Genomic DNA, 16,756 nt, shown 5'->3' with positions numbered 1-16,756 from the left:
CTTGGCGTACAGGTCTTAACACCAGACGCCGGACTCGAGATCACCTACATCCCCTGTGGGAGCGGGCTTGCCCGCGATGAGGCCATCACTTTCAACATTGATATTGACTGTGACATCGTCATCGCGGGCAAGCCCGCTCCCACAGGGGATGATGGGTGACTGAAGACCCGAACCTCGCAACAGACACAAAAAAAGACCGTAACGACATGTCAGAACCGACCCTGTTGAACAACGAAATCCGTGACTGGCTGATGGACTGCGGCCTGTTCGATCAACTGCTTCCAGCAGACTTCGCTGCCGCTTCGGGCTACTTCAGCATCAGCACCGTGGCCGAAGGCGAAGAGATTTTCCACGAAGGCGATGCCGGCAGCTTCATGTGCATCATCCACACCGGCCAGGTGGCGGTGCAGAAATCCGGCAGCGACGGACAATTGGTGACCATGGCCACCTTGCGCAGCGGTCGGGCGTTCGGCGAAATGGCCGTGCTCGATGGCGAGCGACGTTCCGCCAGTTGCGTGGCGGCGAGCAATTGCCAGCTGCTGAACCTGGGCAAGGATTCGCTGGAAAAAATGCTCAACGACGCGCCGAAAATCGCCGCCAAGATCATCCGCGCCCTCGCCGTCTCCCTGTCCAAACGCCTGCGCATGGCCGACGGTCAGCTGCTCTCGCAGCAGGTTTAACCGCCGGGAGACTTGATCTTCGTGCGGTTCTGCTCAAGCCCCGGCAACGGCTGGTCCTTGGGCGGGCTGGGCACTTCGATCGGTGGCAACAGCGGCGGCCCGCCACTGCCGGGGCCGGCCTTGGGCACGCTGTTGGGGGTGATCTGCGGGTACGGCGTCGGCGTTGCGGTGCCGGGTGAACCGGGCAGCGGCGCCGGGCTGGTCGGAATCGTTTGCAGCTGTTGGGCCTCCACTGCAGTTATCGAGAGCGCGGCCAAGGCAATGACCGTTAGAATGGTGCGCTTCATCAATGGCTCCGTTGGCCTTGTTGTCTGGTTGCAGGCTACTCCCAACTGCGTTCGTTTGCCTCCCCCCTGCCCATCCTTCTCAAGAGAGCCCCATGAAACGTTTCGTTCTGCTCGACACCGCCCCCATTCCTGAAAACGGCGGCGCCCTGTGCCTGTTCGAATACGGTGAGGATTTCGTCATCAAGATCCAGGGCGGCGACGGCGGACAGCTGATGAACACCCGCATGCATGGTTCCGAAGATGCGTTGGCAGAAATTCCGTGCCGCAAAGTCGCTGGACGGCCGAATTCGCGGGTGCTGATCGGTGGCCTGGGCATGGGTTTCACCCTCGCCTCGGCCCTTAAGCATTTAGGCAAGACCGCAGAAGTCGTGGTCGCTGAACTGGTGCCCGGCGTGGTCGAGTGGAATCGCGGGCCATTGGGCGAGAAAGCCGGCAACCCGTTGCTCGATAAGCGCACGGTGATCCGCATGGAAGACGTGGCCAAAGTGCTGCAGGCAGAGCCGCAAGGTTTCGACGCGATCATGCTCGACGTCGACAACGGCCCCGAAGGCCTGACGCAGCGAGCCAACAGCTGGCTCTACTCCGCCGGCGGCCTGAGCGCCTGCGCCAAAGCCCTGCGCCCCAAAGGCGTGTTGGCCGTCTGGTCGGCCAGCGCCGACAAGCAGTTTTCCGACAAACTGAAAAAAGCCGGCTTCAAGGCCGAGGAAGTCCAGGTCTTCGCCCACGGCAACAAGGGCACCCGCCACACCATCTGGATTGCCGAGAAGCTCAAGGGCTGAGCTAAACTTCGTTCATAACCGTCATTAGTCTTTTACAAAGGTGAACCCATGAGTTCGTCAACGCCTCCGACCAACACGTCGAAACTGGACCGCATCCTCGCCGACAACCAGCGCGACAAGGAAATGGGTTACCGCGACAAGGCCCTGAAGATGTACCCGCACGTGTGCGGCCGCTGCGCCCGGGAGTTTTCCGGCAAGCGCCTGAGCGAACTGACCGTGCACCACCGCGACCACAACCACGACAACAATCCGCAGGATGGTTCGAACTGGGAACTGTTGTGCCTGTATTGCCATGACAATGAACACTCGCGGTACACCGATCAGCAGTATTTCGACGAGGGCTCGTTGAGCACGCCGAAGATTGCCAAGGCGACGCATAACCCGTTTGCGGCGTTGGCGGGGTTGATGAAGAAAGACGACTAAATATCTTCATTGCCTGACCCGGCCCCATCGCGGGCAAGCCCGCTCCCACAGGGTTCTGCGGCGTACACAACATTTGTGATCACCGCCAACACTGTGGGAGTGGGCTTGCCCGCGATAGCAATTGCCCGGACACCACCAATCTACAATCTGACTACCCTCCTCCAATCCCCGTATAATCGCCGTTTTTTCCCCGAAGGCACCCCGCTCGTGGCAGACAAACGGTACAGCTGCATTGGTTTGTTCAACCCCAAATCACCGGAAAACGTCGGCTCGGTCATGCGCGCCGCCGGCTGCTACAACGTGGCGTCCGTGTTCTACACCGGTAAGCGTTATGACCGCGCCGCCGACTTCGTCACCGACACCAAACGCGTCCACTACGACATCCCGCTGATCGGCATCGACGACCTGAAAAAGATCCTGCCCCTGGGCTGCGTACCGGTTGCTGTGGAGCTGGTCGAGGGTGCCCATTCGCTGCCGGAATACACCCACCCGGATCGCGCGCTGTACATTTTCGGCCCGGAAGACGGCTCGCTGGATAAAGAGATTCGCGACTGGTGCGAAGACGTGGTCTACATCCCGACCACTGGTTGCATGAACCTCGCCGCCACGGTCAACGTCGTGCTGTACGACCGCATGGCCAAGGGCCTCAACACCCGCTCCGGTCCGAAATTCCGCTGAATCGACGCACATCCGATGGAACAAGCCGCCCGCCTCGGCAGTCAGCTTAATTATCTATTCTTGAAGCAGTCCTTCCCGCCAGGAGACAGATCATGAGCGAACTCAAACGCGTAGAACGCATCGAATCCACCCCGTTCCAGACCCATTCCGATCAGAACGTTCAGGGTTGGGAGCGCATCGGCTCCCTGGCCGGTGGCGTAGTGATGGTCAGCAAAGGCCTGCGTCGCGGCGGGATATTCGGTTTGATCCAGGTGGCCATCGGCGGCGTGGCGCTGGCCCGTGGCATTACCGGCCACAGTTCGGCCAAGAGCCTGCTGGAGAAAAGCCGTCAGGACATGAACAACGTGCGGGCGAAGATCGAGCGTGCCGGGGAAGAGCTGGGTCGGCTGAAGGCGAATGCCGAGGCGGCGACCAAAACCGCGACTGTCACCGGGAATGACTCGTTGAAGTCGCCAAAAGCCGGGGTTTGATCAGGAATACTCGTTGAGGCTTATGGCCTCTTCGCTAGCAGGCTAGCTCCCACATTGGTCCCGTGTACGACGAAGCTCCAGTGTGGGAGCTAGCCTGCTAGCGATAGCGGTGTCACTGAATCAAATCGGTATCGAGGACTTTCGAGGACTCGCCAATAACACTCTCGGCCAGTTGAACAAATTCCTTGGTATCGACACTTTCCAGATGCATCGCCCCGCGCATCACATCATCCAGCGAACGCTTGTTGCGCGTTTTCAGGCGAATCTCGCGATCCAGTTCCTGTAGCAACAACACCGCTTTGGCCACCTGCGCCGGGCTGGCCTGCTCATCACGCAGCGTGGTGACCTTCTGGCTGTCCTTGACCAACTTGCCATGCAGACTTTCATACCGCTCATCACTCATCCCGCCGGCGCGACGCACCAGTTCGATCGCGTAATACTCGGCGAGCCCTTCGCTGATCCAGTCACTGCGCTGCTTGTCATTGACCCGCCCGAACACCTGGGCCAGTTCACGCACCAGCGCACTGGTGCCGCTTTCGCTGACCAGTGGCAGACGCGTATTCAGATAGATCGACTCGCGCGCCGCCAGGCTACCCCGCCACATCGGGTCGTTGGCGCCGACAATCAGCAACTTGGCAGGATGACGCGGGAACACGTCCTGCACTTGCGGCCAGACAAACGTCAGCAGCGTCAGCACGTCCATGCGGCGCATGCCCTGGCCTTGGGGCGAGGCGACGGTGACTTCGGTTTCCCCCAATCGGGTGCGACGTGTGCCGAGGTGGCCAGCAAGCATCCAGCCGGTAGGCCGGTCGAACAGGCGAGAGACGTTATCGATGCGGAACTTGTTCTTGCCGATCCGCGGCCAGGCGGTTTCGACGCTTTTCCAGCCGGCGGGCAATTCGAATTCCAGGCGTGAAACCAGCTCGATGCCGTCCTGCTGATCGAGTTTCGCGGCAGGCACCAGATCGTCACCGCGCATCAATGCCCAACCCGGCGTCATGCGCGTGTCGAAGCTGCCGCTCTTGCGGCCATGGCTGATGCGCACACGGTAAGTCAGGCTGGCCTTGTCGGTGGCCGGGCGCCAGACACCACGGGCCGGTTTGCCCGGCGTGAGCTGCCATTGGCCGTCGGCCTTGAAGTCGCTGTAGTGGCTGCCGTCGCCGAGGTCGAAATCCAGGCTGCGCACCGCCGATCCCTGGGCCAGGGTCAGGCGCACTTCAGCCTGATCGCTTTGCGGCAACAGGCGTACGTGGTAATCCAGATCGACCTTCTTCGCCGCCCACACGGGCGAACTCAGGGCCAACAGCCCGACGGCCAGCGCCAGCCGTAATCCCACAGCCATACACACTCCTTTGTAAAACTAACCTGCCCGAAAAATCAGATGGTCTTCCCAATCCTCTTCGGCCACGCTGCCTTCGGCGAGCATGCGCCCCGACTGGGAAATGCGTTCGTGATGCACGGCGTCGCGATCGCCGCACACCAGGTGGTGCCAAAGTGGCAGGTCCTTGCCCTCGCTGACCAGGCGATAACCGCAGGTCGGCGGCAGCCATTTGAACTCATCGGCCTTGCCCGGCGTGAGCTGGATGCAGTCCGGCACGAATTCGCGACGGTTGGGGTAATCGCTGCACTGGCAGGTTTTCAGGTCCAGCAACTTGCACGCGATGCGTGTGTAGTAAACGCTGTTGTCCTCTTCATCCTCAAGCTTTTGCAGGCAGCACAGACCACAACCGTCGCACAGCGATTCCCATTCCTCCTGATCGAGTTGATCGAGGGTTTTGCGTATCCAGAACGGTTCGACTTTGGCGGCCATGGCTCAAGCATCAACATCAGGTGGTGAAAAGGCCGCCAGTCTAGTGCGCAGAGGCCCGCGGGCCAAGCATTGGCGACTGCCGGTAGAACGGGACTTGTCAGTTTTCGCGCCGCCAAGTAGCTTTGCCAGTCGCAAGGAGCCAGGCCTGCGTGCCATTAACGCCCAACGGCGTTGCATTCAGATGAAGTGCCAGGCTCACGAAAAACCTCATCGCCCAGCCCAACTGCGCCCGCCGGTTTTTTACTCGACTCTCTGACTCACATGTCGCAAGGAATCTCTGCATGAGTGCCAATCCACGCGTTGCCGATTACGCCATTCACCCGCAATTCACCGATCGCTGGTCACCCCGCGCCTTCACGGGCGAAGCCATTCCCGAAGAAACCTTGCTGAGCTTTTTCGAAGCCGCACGCTGGGCGCCATCGGCCTACAACTCGCAGCCTTGGCGGTTTCTCTACGCGCGCCGCGATACGCCAAACTGGGAGCGTTACCTGGGCTTGCTGAACGAATTCAACCGCAGCTGGGCGCAACACGCCTCGGCGCTGGTGATCGTGATCTCGAAAACCACCTTCGCGGTGCCTGGCGCCACCGAAGAAACCCCGGCCCTGTGGCACACCTTCGACACCGGTTCGGCCTGGGGCCATCTGGCGTTGCAAGCGAGCCTCAGCGGCTGGCACACCCACGGCATGGCCGGTTTCGATCAGGATCTGACCCGCAAGGAGCTGAACATTCCTGAAGGTTACGCCCTGCACGCGGCGGTGGCAGTGGGCAAACTGGGGGATAAGGCGACGCTGGCGGATTACCTGCAAGCACGTGAAGAACCGAGCCCGCGTCGTCCGTTGAGCGAGTTGGCGGCTGAAGGCGACTTCACCCTCTAAGCCCCGCCGAAGATCTACTGTAGGAGCCGAGCTTGCTCGCAATGGCGATCTCACAGTCAACAATGATGTTGAATGTGATGGCCTCATCGCGAGCAAGCTCGGCTCCTACAGGTTTGTGGTGGATTCAGTAACCGCGATTGAAATCCACTTCCCCGCGCAACGCCTCGCCCGCCTGATACGCCCGCACATTCTCGACAAACAGCTTCACCATCATCGCAGGCGAAGTCGGTGCCGAACTGTGCCCGGTCAGCAGCAAGCCCCAGGCCGTCCAGAACGGGTGACGTTGCGGCAGCGGTTCCTGACGGCAGACGTCGATCACCGCGCCTGCCAGATGCCCTTCTTTCAAGGCCTCCACCAGATCGGCATCGACCACCGCCACGCCGCGCCCGACGTTGATGAACAACCCGGTCGGCTTGAACTGCTTGAACAGCGCCGCGTCGTACAGGTCGTGGGTCGTCGGCGTATTCGGCAGCAGATTGATCACGTAATCCACTTCACCGACCAGGCGCGGCAAGTCCGCCAGCGCCCCCACTTCGACAAACGGTGCCTGCTCGCGAGCTTCGCTGGCGATGCCATACAACTCAACGCCAAACGGCAGCAGAAACTGCGCCACGGTCAGACCGATGTCGCCAGTGCCGACGATCAGCACCTTACGCCCCGCCAGGCTTTGGCCCTGGCGGCTGTCCCATTTACGCTCGACCTGACTGACCAGCCGCGGCAGCACTTCGCGCTCGTGGCCGAGCATGTAGGTCAGTACGTATTCGGCCATGACCTGACCGAAAATCCCCACCGCGCGGGTCAGGCGATAGTGGCGTGGCAGGCCGTCGGCGAGCAGCGGCGTGATGCCGGCCCAGGTCGATTGCAGCCATTGCGGCTGGTGACCCTGGCGCAACAGCGTCGCCAGGAGGTCCGGCTGCCCCAGCCAGATCGGGCAATCGGCGGCCTGGCGGGCCAGTTCAGCGGAGTCGCCGCTGGTCAGCACTTCCAGATCAGGCGCTGCCTGGCGCAACAGTTGGGCATATACAGCGTGGTCGTGTTCAGCAATCAGAACGCGCATGGTTCAAACCTTTCAAAAGCAGTGCAGACGGCCGCCGAGGGAGTATCGCTCCCTCATCGCGGCCATCGCCAAAATCATTCCAGTGTTTCACGCAGACTCTGAACAGAGCCTGTCTGCCGATTACATCGGATCGTTGCGTCGCAACAGTTCTTCCGGCAAATGTTCGATGTATTCGTCTTCAGCCGGTGGCATTTGCAGGTGGTAACCCTGCTTCTCGAGGTTTTCCAGCACCACGGTGATGTCCTCGCGCGACAACTTGCGCTCGGGGGTCAGCACCAGGTCGAACGCATGGTGCGGTTTGCCGAAAGCGGCCATCAGGCTTTCCGGGACGCGCTCCAGTGCATCGCTTTTGAGCACATAGAGGTACATCTCGTTTTTCTTCAGGCTTCGATAGATGGAGCAAATACGTTTCAAGGCTGTTCTCCGGCGGTGGCCAGGCTGTCGAGCAGCGCCTGGCCCATCAACTCGCGGCGCCAGCCACGCAGCGAATCAGGCAATTGGTAGGGACCGTTGGGGAAGCCGCTCTTGAGCAGCGCTTCCAGGGTTTTCTTGCGCAGCATCAGCTCCGGCGCGATGTTCAGGCGCTCGGCTTCGGCCTGCCCGAGTGCACGCAACTGTTTGATCAGCGCAGCAGCATCCACCGGCAACGGCTCCGGCACGGCAGGCGGCCATTGATCTGGGGACACACTGCCAGAGCGTTTGATCAGATCAAGCAGAAATTCGCCGTCCTGACGCACGGTACGCGGGTGCATGTCTTCGATTTTCGCCAGCGCGCCGAGGTTGTCCGGTTGCGTCCGCGCCAGCGGCCACAGGGAATGTTCACGGATGATGCGATTGCGCGGCAAGTCACGGGCGCGGGCTTCGCGTTCGCGCCAGGCGCAGAGTTCACGCAGCACGGCGAGTTGGGCACGGGAGAGCTTCCAGGCCAGTTTGGCTTCGCGATAGACCTCGTACGGATCAACTTCACGACGCAGGTTGGCCACCAGCTCGGCGCCGTCTTCCAGGACCCAGGCGTACTTGTCGTCAGACAGCTTCGGACGAAGCTGTACGAAAACTTCCGCGAGGTGCAAGGCGTCTTCAGCGGCGTAGCTGATCTGGGTGTCGGACAGCGGACGTTGCAGCCAGTCGGAACGGGTCTCGCCCTTGGGCAGGTCGATGCCGAGCACTTCCTGCACCAGCCGCGAATAGCCCATGGAGAAACCAAGGTTCAGGTAGGCGGCGGCCAGTTGGGTATCGAACAGCGGCGCCGGCAGGCTGCCGGTCAGGCGCAGCAACACTTCGAGGTCTTCGCTGCACGCATGCACGACTTTGACCACGGCCGGGTTTTCCAGCAACGCGGCCAGGGGCTGCCAGTTGTCGATGGTCAGCGGGTCAATCAGGTAAGCGCGTACGCCATCGCCGATCTGCAGCAGGCCAGCGATCGGATAAAAGGTGTCGACCCGCATGAATTCGGTGTCGAGGGCAACGTAGGGCAGCTGCTGCCACTCGGCGCAAAACCGGCCGAGGCTATCGTTGTCGCGAATCCAGTGAATATCGATGGCCACACGGCTCTCCCTTGAAGAATGGCGCGCAGTATATATCGCCCCCGGCGATTTCCGCGCCTCCACTGAACAAGAGCTTTAGCGAAAACACCTGCCTGATGGCAAGAATTGTCTGACGGAGGGAGGTTATCTGGCCTTACGCAACACGTAGACGCGCATAGGTGCACAACCGGGCAGGAAGTCTTGATGGCTGAGCAAGCGAAAACCCGCCTGTTTAAACTCGTCTTCCACTTCGGCCTTACTGGCCAGCATCCGGGCCTGAACGCCTTGTGTATCTGGCCGCCGACGCTTGAAGCCGGAATCGATCCGCACCGCCACAATCACCGTATCGCGGCTGACACGATGGAACTCGCCCAGCATGGCCAAGCGATGCTCGGGGCTGGCGATGTGCTGAAACAGTTGCATGCAAAAAATGCAGTCCACCGCATTCGCCGACAAGCCGATGGAGAATGCCGAGCCTTGAAAGGTCTTGACCCGTTTCAGCAGGTGTTGCGGGTGGTGGGTCGGCGCGTGATCGAGCATGTCCTGAGAAGGGTCGGACGCCAGAATCACCCGATTTGCATGTTCGGCCAGCACCGGCCAGAAGCGCCCGGCCCCGCAGGCGACGTCGAGAATCAGCCCCGGCTCGCCGGCCACCTTCAGCGCGCTGCGCACCAGTTGCTCGTCACGCCAGAACGCCAGGCGCCCGGCAAGGCCACGCGGGTGCGGCTGCAGGCAGACGCGGGCGTGTTCCTGATCGTGACGCCGGGCGAACTCAAGCTCGATGGCGGAAGGGGGTTGAGCGGACATGTAAGGGGCTCTTGTAGGAAAAATCTGCCGGGCGCAGGTTAACGGCCGATACGTGAAAAAAAGGTCGTGGCCCTCACTCTTTGGCCAGGACACCGTCAATCACCGCACCGCGGCAGCCGGCAAACATGTCCAGTTCCTGGTTGTAGACCTTGCTGTTGACCTCCAGCAAACCGAGCATCGAATGGAACAGGTTGTCCTGGCTCAATGGTTTATCACGACTCAGTTGCAGGCAATGGGTGTCCACCGAGAACGACTTCTGATAGCTGTCGGAGAACCAGGCCAGCATGGCGACATGCTTTTGTTGATCGGGCGCCATCATGTAAGGCGTGCCGTGAAGGAACAGGTTGTATTCGCCCAGGGACTCGCCGTGGTCCGACAGATACAGCATCGCGGTATCGACTTTGTCCTGATTGCTGCGCAACAGATCGATCAGGGTCGACAGCACATGGTCGGTGTACACCAGCGTGTTGTCATAACCATTGACGATGCTTTCGCGACTGCAATTGTTCAACGCATTGCTTTCACACACCGGGGTAAAGCGTTCGTACTCTTTCGGGTAGCGTTTGAAGTATTCCGGGCCATGACTGCCCATCTGATGCAGTACCAGCACGGTGTCTTTATCCAGGGTGTCGATGAAGTGCTGCAAACCCTGCAGAAGGATTTCATCGCGGCATTCGCTGTTGGCGCAGAGCACCGGGTCCTTCAGGTTGCTGACATCATCAAGGGTGACGCGGTCGCAAGTGCCTTTGCAGCCCGACTGGTTATCGCGCCAGATGACGTCCAGCCCCGCCCGCTTGAGCACATCCAGCAGGCCTTCTTCATTCTTTGCCTTGCTCGCGTTGTAGTCTTTGCGGCCCATGTTGGAGAACATGCACGGCACCGAGACGGCTGTTTCCGTGCCGCAGGAATGCACATCGGTGAAGGCAATCAGGCCCGCCTCCTTGTCCAGTTTTGGCGTGGTGTCGCGGTCGTAGCCCAGTACACCAAAGTTCTCGGCCCGGGCACTCTCACCCACCACCAGCACGGTCAGGGACTTGCGGCCGTGAGCTTGCCAGGCCGGGTTTCTCTCGGCGTCCTCACCAATCCTGACGAAGGGTTGCCGAGCCGAAGCGACTTGTTCGCGCAGGTAGCCGAAGGAGGCACCGATATAGTTGCTGGGCACTACCATCAAACGCAATTCGTGGTGATTGCGAAACAATGACGCGAGGCCCTGATAGTTAACTAACGCTACACCACCGATTACCACTACCGACGCAACACTGACCAAAGTCTTACTTAACAATTCGCGATGCCAGCGGCGGTAACCAACCGGTATTCTCCACAACAACCACGAAGGCAACACACCGAGCAAAAGAATATAAACAAGTAACTTTATCGAGAGTAAGTCGCGCACTTCCGTTGCATTGGTTTGCGCAAAATTACGCAACATGCCGGTGTCCATCAGCACACCGTATTGGCTCATGAAGTAAGCCACCCCGGCGCTGATCATAAAGATCAAGGTCAACAGCGGCTTCATCAACGGCCGGAACGCCAGCAGCGTCAGCACCAGGTTGAAGGCAGCCAGAATCATCAAGCCGAAAGCCACACGCAGGACGATGCCTTTGCCATCGAACGCGGTGATTTCAAACAGGTGTTGCCAGAGCACTAAATTGAAGCCAGCCAACAAAAAGGCACTGGCAAACAACGTCACCCACTCCGGGCGCACGGCTTTAATCTTCAACATGATATTCGGCTGTTCCTGAAAAGAAGTGCCGTCGGCAAATGTGAAAATTTCATTTACCGCGACAGCACTAACTTTAGGCAGCCAACCATCAATTTTTTGTGAAAAAGAAGCCAACGATTAGTTGGCTTCCAGTGTTGGGGCAATACTTAAGTTGTATTTGAGAATGGTTCAGGCCTGGTTCAGGTACCAACGCCAATCCTGTTCACCGACTTCGCCCATGAACTGCCGATACTCGGCACGTTTGACGGCGAGGTAAACGCCGAGAAACTCTCCACCGAAGGCCTCCCGCGCCCAAGTCGAACCTTCCAGTGCGCGCAAGGTGGTCAGCCAGTCGGTGGGCAACAGTTCCGTGGCCTGGGCGTAACCATTGCCTTCGACCGGTGCCCCTGGGTCCAGTTGTTCGCGAATGCCGCGATGAATGCCGGCCAGGATTGCCGCAGCCGCCAGATACGGATTGGCGTCGGCGCCGCAAATGCGATGTTCGATGTGCCGCGAGAACGCCGGCCCGCCGGGCACGCGCAAACTCACGGTGCGATTGTCCACGCCCCAGGTCGCGGCCAGCGGCGCATAGCTGTTGGTCTGGAAACGGCGATAGGAGTTGGCGTTCGGACAGAACAACAGCAACGAATCGAGCAAAGTGCTGAGCATGCCGCCAACCGCCTGTTTCAGCAGCGGCGTACCGTCCGTGGCTTCGCTGGCGAACAGGTTGTTACCTTCCTTGTCCGCGAGGCTGACGTGCATATGCATGCCGGTGCCGGCCAGGTCGTCGAAAGGCTTGGCCATGAAGCACGCCGTCATCCCGTGTTTGTGCGCCACGCCCTTGACCAGCCGTTTGTAGCGCACGGCTTCATCCATCGCCTGCAAGGCGTCGGTGCGATGTTCGAGGGTGATTTCCACTTGCCCCGGCGCGTATTCGGAAATCGCTGTGCGCGCCGGAATGCCCTGGAGTTTGCAGGCGCTGTACAGGTCGGCCAGGAACGGCTCGATCTGCTCCAGTTCGCGCAAACCATAGACCTGAGTGCCGCGCGGGCGTCCGCCGTCAACGTCCCGTGCCGGTTGCGGCCGACCGTTGCTGTCGCGTTGCTGATCCAGCAGGTAAAACTCCAGTTCCGCCGCCATCACCGGGTAATAACCGTCCGCCTGCAAGCCTTCGATCACCTTCGCCAACAGGTGGCGCGGGTCGGCGATGGTCGCCGGCATGCCTTCCTTCGGATGCATGCTGACCTGGACCGCCGCTGTCGGCATCAAGCGCCACGGCATGCGCGTCAAACTGCCGCTGATCGGGTAGGCCCGGCAATCGATATCGCCTACGTCCCAGACCAGCCCGGAGTTCTCCACGTCATCGCCGTTGATGGTCAGGCCTAGAATGGTGCTCGGCAGGGGCCGACCGCTTTCATACACCGCCAGCAATTCATCGCGATGCAACAACTTACCCCTTGGTACGCCGTTGTTGTCGAGGATGAACAACTCGAACATCTCGATATCCGGATTCTGCTCAAGAAAGGTCAGGGCTTCTTGCTTCGTGGCGAATGTGACACAACTCATGGGAATTCTCTTGTTTCCGCGTCAGGCAAACGCGCACGCGCTGCCGATTTGATCCCGGCGCACAGCGCGGGACCTGTAAGAACAATCAACGGGAAAGGCAGGAATCCGGCGGGCGCGCGTGACGGCAATGCCACAACGCCCAAAAAGCGAGTTCGGAAGGAAGTGCGACCGGACAACCGTCCATAGAGAAGACCGCAGTAAACAGATGAGCAGCAGCGTCACATGGCTGGATAAGTCGTTAAATCGGGATTTGAAGAACTTTGGTTGCGGGATGACTAAACATTCTCTGAACACTTAATAAAACAAAATTTTCCAAGCAGTACTTATCCCTGTGGGAGCGGGCTTGCCCGCGATGGCGATTTCATATTCAACGAATATGCCGACTGAAAGTGCGCTATCGCGAGCAAGCCCGCTCCCACAGGGGATCTAGTTGTAGCAGAGCTATTTGATTTTTAAATACCATCCCGGACTTTCTGATTTGCGGCCTACAGGCCTCGCGCGCCTAATCGGGCCCTTGTCATTAAGGTCCAATCGATGGAAAACGTCCGCGCCACCTCCCGCCCTGCCCTCTTGTTGATGGTCAGCATCATTCTCGTCGCCTTGAATCTGCGCCCCTCCATGGCCGCGGTCGGCCCTTTGCTGTCGGCGATTCGCGGCGATATCCCGCTGAGTTTCAGCCTGGCCTCGCTGCTGACCATGCTGCCGGTGATGGCCATGGGACTGGCGATGTTCTTCGGCCTCAGTGTCAGCCGATGGCTCGGCGAACAGCTCACGGTGGTGGTGTCGTTGCTAATCATCGGCCTGGCGACGGTGTCGCGCCTGTTCCTCGACTCCGCCATAGAACTGATCCTCAGTGCCATGCTGGCAGGCGTCGGTATTGCGCTGATCCAGGCGTTGATGCCCGCGCTGATCAAATCCCGTTTCAGTGACAACGTCTCCGTGTGCATGGGCCTGTACGTCACGTCGATCATGGGCGGCGCAGCGATTGCCGCGTCCTTCGCGCCGCTGGTGATGACGCGCATGGGTAGCTGGCGGATGGGCCTGGCGATCTGGGCAATCCTGGCGCTGGTCGCATTGCTGGTCTGGCTCGGCCAACGCTCGGCGATGCCGACACTGTCTGCTCAAGCGCAGCGAAACGGGTCGTTTTTCGCCAATTCCCGCGCCTGGTTACTCGCGATCTTCTTTGGCCTGGGCACGGCGTCCTACACCTGTGTACTGGCCTGGCTGGCGCCGTACTACGTGGAAAAAGGCTGGAGCGAACAGAACGCCGGTTTGTTGCTGGGTTTTCTGACGGCCATGGAGGTGTTGTCGGGCCTGCTGACGCCTGCGATCGCCAATCGCAGCCGTGACCGCCGCCTGGTGCTGGTGGTGTTGCTGGCACTGATCATGACCGGTTTCTGCGGGCTCATTCTCAGCCCGCAACACCTGAGTCTGTTGTGGCCGTGTCTACTGGGGCTGGGCATCGGCGGACTGTTCCCGATGAGCCTGATCGTGTCGCTGGATCACTTGGACAACCCACAACGTGCGGGCGCACTGACCGCCTTCGTTCAAGGCATCGGCTACCTGATCGCCGGTCTTTCGCCACTGATTGCCGGGATGATCCGCGATCAACTCGGCAGTTTCGAATGGGCCTGGTGGTCGCTGACGGGCGTCATGGCGCTGATGCTGCTGATGGTCCTGCGCTTTAACCCACAGCACTACGCCCGTCACATTCACTGACCCGGAACTGCCATCATGAAACACACCGGTTTCGCCATCGCTCACCTTGGCATGCTGCTCTGGGCCCTGTTGATTGCCGCTTCGTTTTCCGCGGCGGCGCAGGTCAGCCAGGCCATCGACCCGGTCCTGCTCACCGGTTTGCGCCTGCTGTTTTGCGCCCTGGTGTTTTTGCCGCTACTGCTGTTCAAGGGCGACGCCACCATGACCCGCAACGGACTGCTCGGCCATGCCGTACTCGGCTTGTTGCTGGCGGTGTATTTCGGCTCATTGTTCGAGGCGCTGCGCTACACCTCCGCCGTCAACACCGGGACAATGTTCACCCTGGTGCCACTGCTGACTTTGTTTTTCGAAGCCGTATTGATGCCCGACAGCAGCCTCAAACAACGCGTCGTTCCGATGCTGATGGCGGCTGCCGGCGCCGTATTGCTGGTGCTCAAAGGTACCGGGCCGGGCGAGTTGCCTTCGCTCTATGCAGTGTCGGTGTACGGGGCGGGTTGCCTGGCGATGGCGCTCTACTCTCCCTTGAGCCAGCGGCTCAAGGCTGGCAGCCTCAAAGGTCGCGGCCCGGTGGGCATGACCTTCTGGAACATGCTGTTCGGCGCGCTGTTCCTGCTGGCGTTCTGTGGGTTCAGTGGTGGCTGGCGATCGGCGTCCTTGCTGACCCTGAACGACTTCGGTTGGCTGATCTACCTGGCCCTGTTCGCCACACTGGCGACCTTCTGGCTGCTGCACCGGGCCATCGGCGTCATCACCCCTTCCTCAGTCATTTCCTACATTTACCTGAGCACGCTGTTCATCACGCTGTTTCATTGGCTCTGGTTGCGTCAGTCGCCGCTTCCGCTGGAGATCATCGGTGCAGTGCTCGTCGGCATCGGTATGCTGGCGCTGTTGATGTCCAGCCGCCGCGCCATGCCTGCAACTGTTCGGGGCTGAAGGTCACCGGCACTGCCTCACAACTATTAGTGAAACTTCCTACAGGTCATTCTCCTGGCACCACCGTTCCGCTAGGATCGTTCGCACGAGTTTGCGCTCAATCAGCGCAAGGATCACAGCGAGACGAATGGATGCTGAACAGTAACTTGCTTAGAAAACTCGACATGCAGGACCTCATGGTGTTTGTGGCCGTGTATGAACAAAGCAGCGTCACCAGCGTGTCCGAAACACTCTGCGTCAGCCAGTCCACCGTGAGTTACTGCCTGAAAAAGCTGCGCACCGGTTTCGAGGACGAGTTGTTCATCAATACCCGCGCCGGTATGCGGCCCACCTACAAAGCCAGCACCATGTACACCCACGTGCTGAAAATCCTGGAAAGCATCAACCTGTGTCACGCCGGTGCACCAACGTTCGACCCCAACTTGCAACCGGTCACCTTCAACATTTGCGCACCGGAATACTTCGAGCAGCTGATCCTGCCGCGCCTGTTGAAACGTTTCGATTTCGCCGGCTGGCCGGTGATGGTCAACATGCACAAGTTCGAAACCGACATCCCGGCCGAGGAACTGCGCGACGGCAGCCTCGATCTGGTGATTTGTTTCGGCCCGAACTTTCATCGCAATCACACCGACTTCAAATCCCGGATGCTGCTGGAAGATGATCTGGTCTGTGTCTTCGATAAACGCGCCACACCGCTGGAGCCGCGTTTGAGCCTGCAAGCCTTTACCGAACGCCGGCATGTATTTCCGACACCCTGGACGTCCACCACCAACATGGTCGACGGCTGGTTGGCGCAGCAGGCGCAAAAACGGCAGATCGTCGCGCGATCCAACAGCTACAGCGCGGCACTGAAAATGATCACCGGCACCGACTTCATCGTCACCCTGCCCCGACGCATCCAGCAGTTGCTGGCCAGCGACGCCATCTTCAATCACTGCGAAGCGCCCAACGGTCTGCCGGGGTTCACCCTCGACATGCAGTGGAGTCAAAGTGCCGATGAGGACTGCGCCAATTCCTGGTTGCGTGAGCAGGTGGTGCAGGCCTGCACCCAGCAGGATATGACCTGAGACTCAGTTGTTGATGGCGACTTTGCTGTAGGACTCTCGATCGATGTCGAGGATTTCCACGGCCAGCTGGACTTCCAAGCCCGTTGGCCATTCACACAGTTCCTGCACCACGGCCAGCAGGCTTTCGGACAACTGTTTTTTGATCGCCGGCGAGCGACCACTCAACAACGCCAGCTTCACATGCACGAACGCCCGCTCAGCCAATGCCGTACCGACCTTGAACGTCTCGACTTTCACCGCGCGACTCTTGATGTCGTATTCGGCAGCAAACTGACCGGAAGCCACCAGCGTATTGTTCAGCCGGATCAGTGCCACATCGGCATTCAGCTCGGGCAGGTTGGCGGTGTATTCCATGTGCAGGTGGGGCATGACGTGGCTCC

The 16,756-nt window shown here is 59.9% G+C and carries 19 protein-coding genes; 9 read left to right on the top strand and 10 right to left on the bottom strand.

Annotation, left to right across the window (positions count from 1 at the left end):
* Window positions 1-206 precede the first annotated feature (206 nt).
* Complete coding sequence (locus KJF94_RS03950; RefSeq protein WP_017337000.1) at window positions 207-680, top strand: cyclic nucleotide-binding domain-containing protein; 474 nt, start codon at window positions 207-209, stop codon at window positions 678-680.
* On the opposite strand, the gene KJF94_RS03945 is transcribed toward KJF94_RS03950, so the two are convergent.
* Window positions 677-967 carry a hypothetical protein gene (locus KJF94_RS03945; RefSeq protein ID WP_214381321.1) on the bottom strand — a complete coding sequence of 97 codons (291 nt, stop codon included), beginning with the start codon at window positions 965-967 and terminating at the stop codon, window positions 677-679. The genes KJF94_RS03950 and KJF94_RS03945 overlap by 4 nt on opposite strands.
* A gap of 92 nt (window positions 968-1,059) precedes the next feature.
* On the opposite strand from KJF94_RS03945, the gene KJF94_RS03940 reads away from it, so the two are divergent.
* The 4 genes from KJF94_RS03940 (at window position 1,060) to KJF94_RS03925 (ending at window position 3,317) form a co-directional block, all read left to right on the top strand.
* Complete coding sequence (locus KJF94_RS03940) at window positions 1,060-1,746, top strand: spermidine synthase (RefSeq protein WP_214381319.1); 687 nt, start codon at window positions 1,060-1,062, stop codon at window positions 1,744-1,746.
* A 48-nt stretch (window positions 1,747-1,794) separates the two neighbouring features.
* The gene (locus tag KJF94_RS03935; protein ID WP_214381317.1) at window positions 1,795-2,169 is read left to right on the top strand and encodes a YajD family HNH nuclease; all 375 of its coding nucleotides are present in this window, start codon (window positions 1,795-1,797) and stop codon (window positions 2,167-2,169) included.
* Between the two features lie 207 nt (window positions 2,170-2,376).
* On the top strand, window positions 2,377-2,847 hold the full coding sequence (locus KJF94_RS03930; RefSeq protein ID WP_214381315.1) for an RNA methyltransferase: 471 nt from the start codon (window positions 2,377-2,379) through the stop codon (window positions 2,845-2,847).
* Between the two features lie 92 nt (window positions 2,848-2,939).
* A complete protein-coding gene (locus tag KJF94_RS03925; protein ID WP_214381313.1) occupies window positions 2,940-3,317 on the top strand; it encodes a YgaP family membrane protein in 378 nt (125 codons plus the stop codon).
* Between the two features lie 112 nt (window positions 3,318-3,429).
* On the opposite strand, the gene KJF94_RS03920 is transcribed toward KJF94_RS03925, so the two are convergent.
* Together KJF94_RS03920 and KJF94_RS03915 are read right to left on the bottom strand one after the other, a co-directional pair.
* The gene (locus KJF94_RS03920; protein ID WP_214381311.1) at window positions 3,430-4,659 is read right to left on the bottom strand and encodes a hypothetical protein; all 1,230 of its coding nucleotides are present in this window, start codon (window positions 4,657-4,659) and stop codon (window positions 3,430-3,432) included.
* 18 nt (window positions 4,660-4,677) lie between these two features.
* Window positions 4,678-5,127 (bottom strand): YcgN family cysteine cluster protein, encoded by a 450-nt coding sequence (locus KJF94_RS03915; protein ID WP_145315065.1) that lies wholly within the window; start codon window positions 5,125-5,127, stop codon window positions 4,678-4,680.
* A 281-nt stretch (window positions 5,128-5,408) separates the two neighbouring features.
* Between KJF94_RS03915 and KJF94_RS03910 the strand changes: the two genes are divergently transcribed.
* Complete coding sequence (locus KJF94_RS03910) at window positions 5,409-6,002, top strand: nitroreductase family protein (protein WP_214381310.1); 594 nt, start codon at window positions 5,409-5,411, stop codon at window positions 6,000-6,002.
* 124 nt (window positions 6,003-6,126) lie between these two features.
* On the opposite strand, the gene KJF94_RS03905 is transcribed toward KJF94_RS03910, so the two are convergent.
* The 6 genes from KJF94_RS03905 to KJF94_RS03880 all read right to left on the bottom strand — a co-directional run bounded on the left by KJF94_RS03905 (window position 6,127) and on the right by KJF94_RS03880 (window position 12,657).
* Window positions 6,127-7,059, bottom strand: coding sequence for a D-2-hydroxyacid dehydrogenase (locus KJF94_RS03905; RefSeq protein ID WP_214381309.1), 933 nt, complete (start codon window positions 7,057-7,059; stop codon window positions 6,127-6,129).
* A 120-nt stretch (window positions 7,060-7,179) separates the two neighbouring features.
* Window positions 7,180-7,473, bottom strand: coding sequence for a YcgL domain-containing protein (locus tag KJF94_RS03900; RefSeq protein WP_007898694.1), 294 nt, complete (start codon window positions 7,471-7,473; stop codon window positions 7,180-7,182).
* Complete coding sequence (rnd, locus tag KJF94_RS03895) at window positions 7,470-8,603, bottom strand: ribonuclease D (RefSeq protein ID WP_214381308.1); 1,134 nt, start codon at window positions 8,601-8,603, stop codon at window positions 7,470-7,472. Before rnd ends, KJF94_RS03900 begins: the two co-directional genes overlap by 4 nt.
* Window positions 8,604-8,726: 123 nt before the next feature.
* Window positions 8,727-9,389: a class I SAM-dependent methyltransferase gene (locus KJF94_RS03890; protein WP_214381307.1), complete on the bottom strand. Its 663-nt coding sequence runs from the start codon at window positions 9,387-9,389 to the stop codon at window positions 8,727-8,729.
* A gap of 73 nt (window positions 9,390-9,462) precedes the next feature.
* Window positions 9,463-11,112: a phosphoethanolamine transferase gene (locus KJF94_RS03885; protein ID WP_214381306.1), complete on the bottom strand. Its 1,650-nt coding sequence runs from the start codon at window positions 11,110-11,112 to the stop codon at window positions 9,463-9,465.
* A 168-nt stretch (window positions 11,113-11,280) separates the two neighbouring features.
* Window positions 11,281-12,657: a glutamine synthetase family protein gene (locus KJF94_RS03880; protein ID WP_214381305.1), complete on the bottom strand. Its 1,377-nt coding sequence runs from the start codon at window positions 12,655-12,657 to the stop codon at window positions 11,281-11,283.
* A gap of 534 nt (window positions 12,658-13,191) precedes the next feature.
* On the opposite strand from KJF94_RS03880, the gene KJF94_RS03875 reads away from it, so the two are divergent.
* The 3 genes from KJF94_RS03875 (at window position 13,192) to KJF94_RS03865 (ending at window position 16,376) form a co-directional block, all read left to right on the top strand.
* Window positions 13,192-14,376 carry a cyanate transporter gene (locus tag KJF94_RS03875; RefSeq protein ID WP_214381304.1) on the top strand — a complete coding sequence of 395 codons (1,185 nt, stop codon included), beginning with the start codon at window positions 13,192-13,194 and terminating at the stop codon, window positions 14,374-14,376.
* 15 nt (window positions 14,377-14,391) lie between these two features.
* Complete coding sequence (locus tag KJF94_RS03870) at window positions 14,392-15,309, top strand: DMT family transporter (protein ID WP_214381302.1); 918 nt, start codon at window positions 14,392-14,394, stop codon at window positions 15,307-15,309.
* 131 nt (window positions 15,310-15,440) lie between these two features.
* Window positions 15,441-16,376 (top strand): LysR family transcriptional regulator, encoded by a 936-nt coding sequence (locus KJF94_RS03865; RefSeq protein ID WP_214381300.1) that lies wholly within the window; start codon window positions 15,441-15,443, stop codon window positions 16,374-16,376.
* A 3-nt stretch (window positions 16,377-16,379) separates the two neighbouring features.
* On the opposite strand, the gene KJF94_RS03860 is transcribed toward KJF94_RS03865, so the two are convergent.
* A complete protein-coding gene (locus KJF94_RS03860) occupies window positions 16,380-16,745 on the bottom strand; it encodes a 5-carboxymethyl-2-hydroxymuconate Delta-isomerase (protein WP_214381298.1) in 366 nt (121 codons plus the stop codon).
* Window positions 16,746-16,756: the final 11 nt, after the last annotated feature.

This window comes from Pseudomonas hormoni (genome assembly GCF_018502625.1).
Taxonomy (GTDB): Bacteria; Pseudomonadota; Gammaproteobacteria; order Pseudomonadales; family Pseudomonadaceae; genus Aquipseudomonas; species Aquipseudomonas hormoni.
The sequence above is the reverse complement of the archived record's forward strand: the minus strand, read 5'-3'. Positions and strand labels throughout refer to the sequence as shown.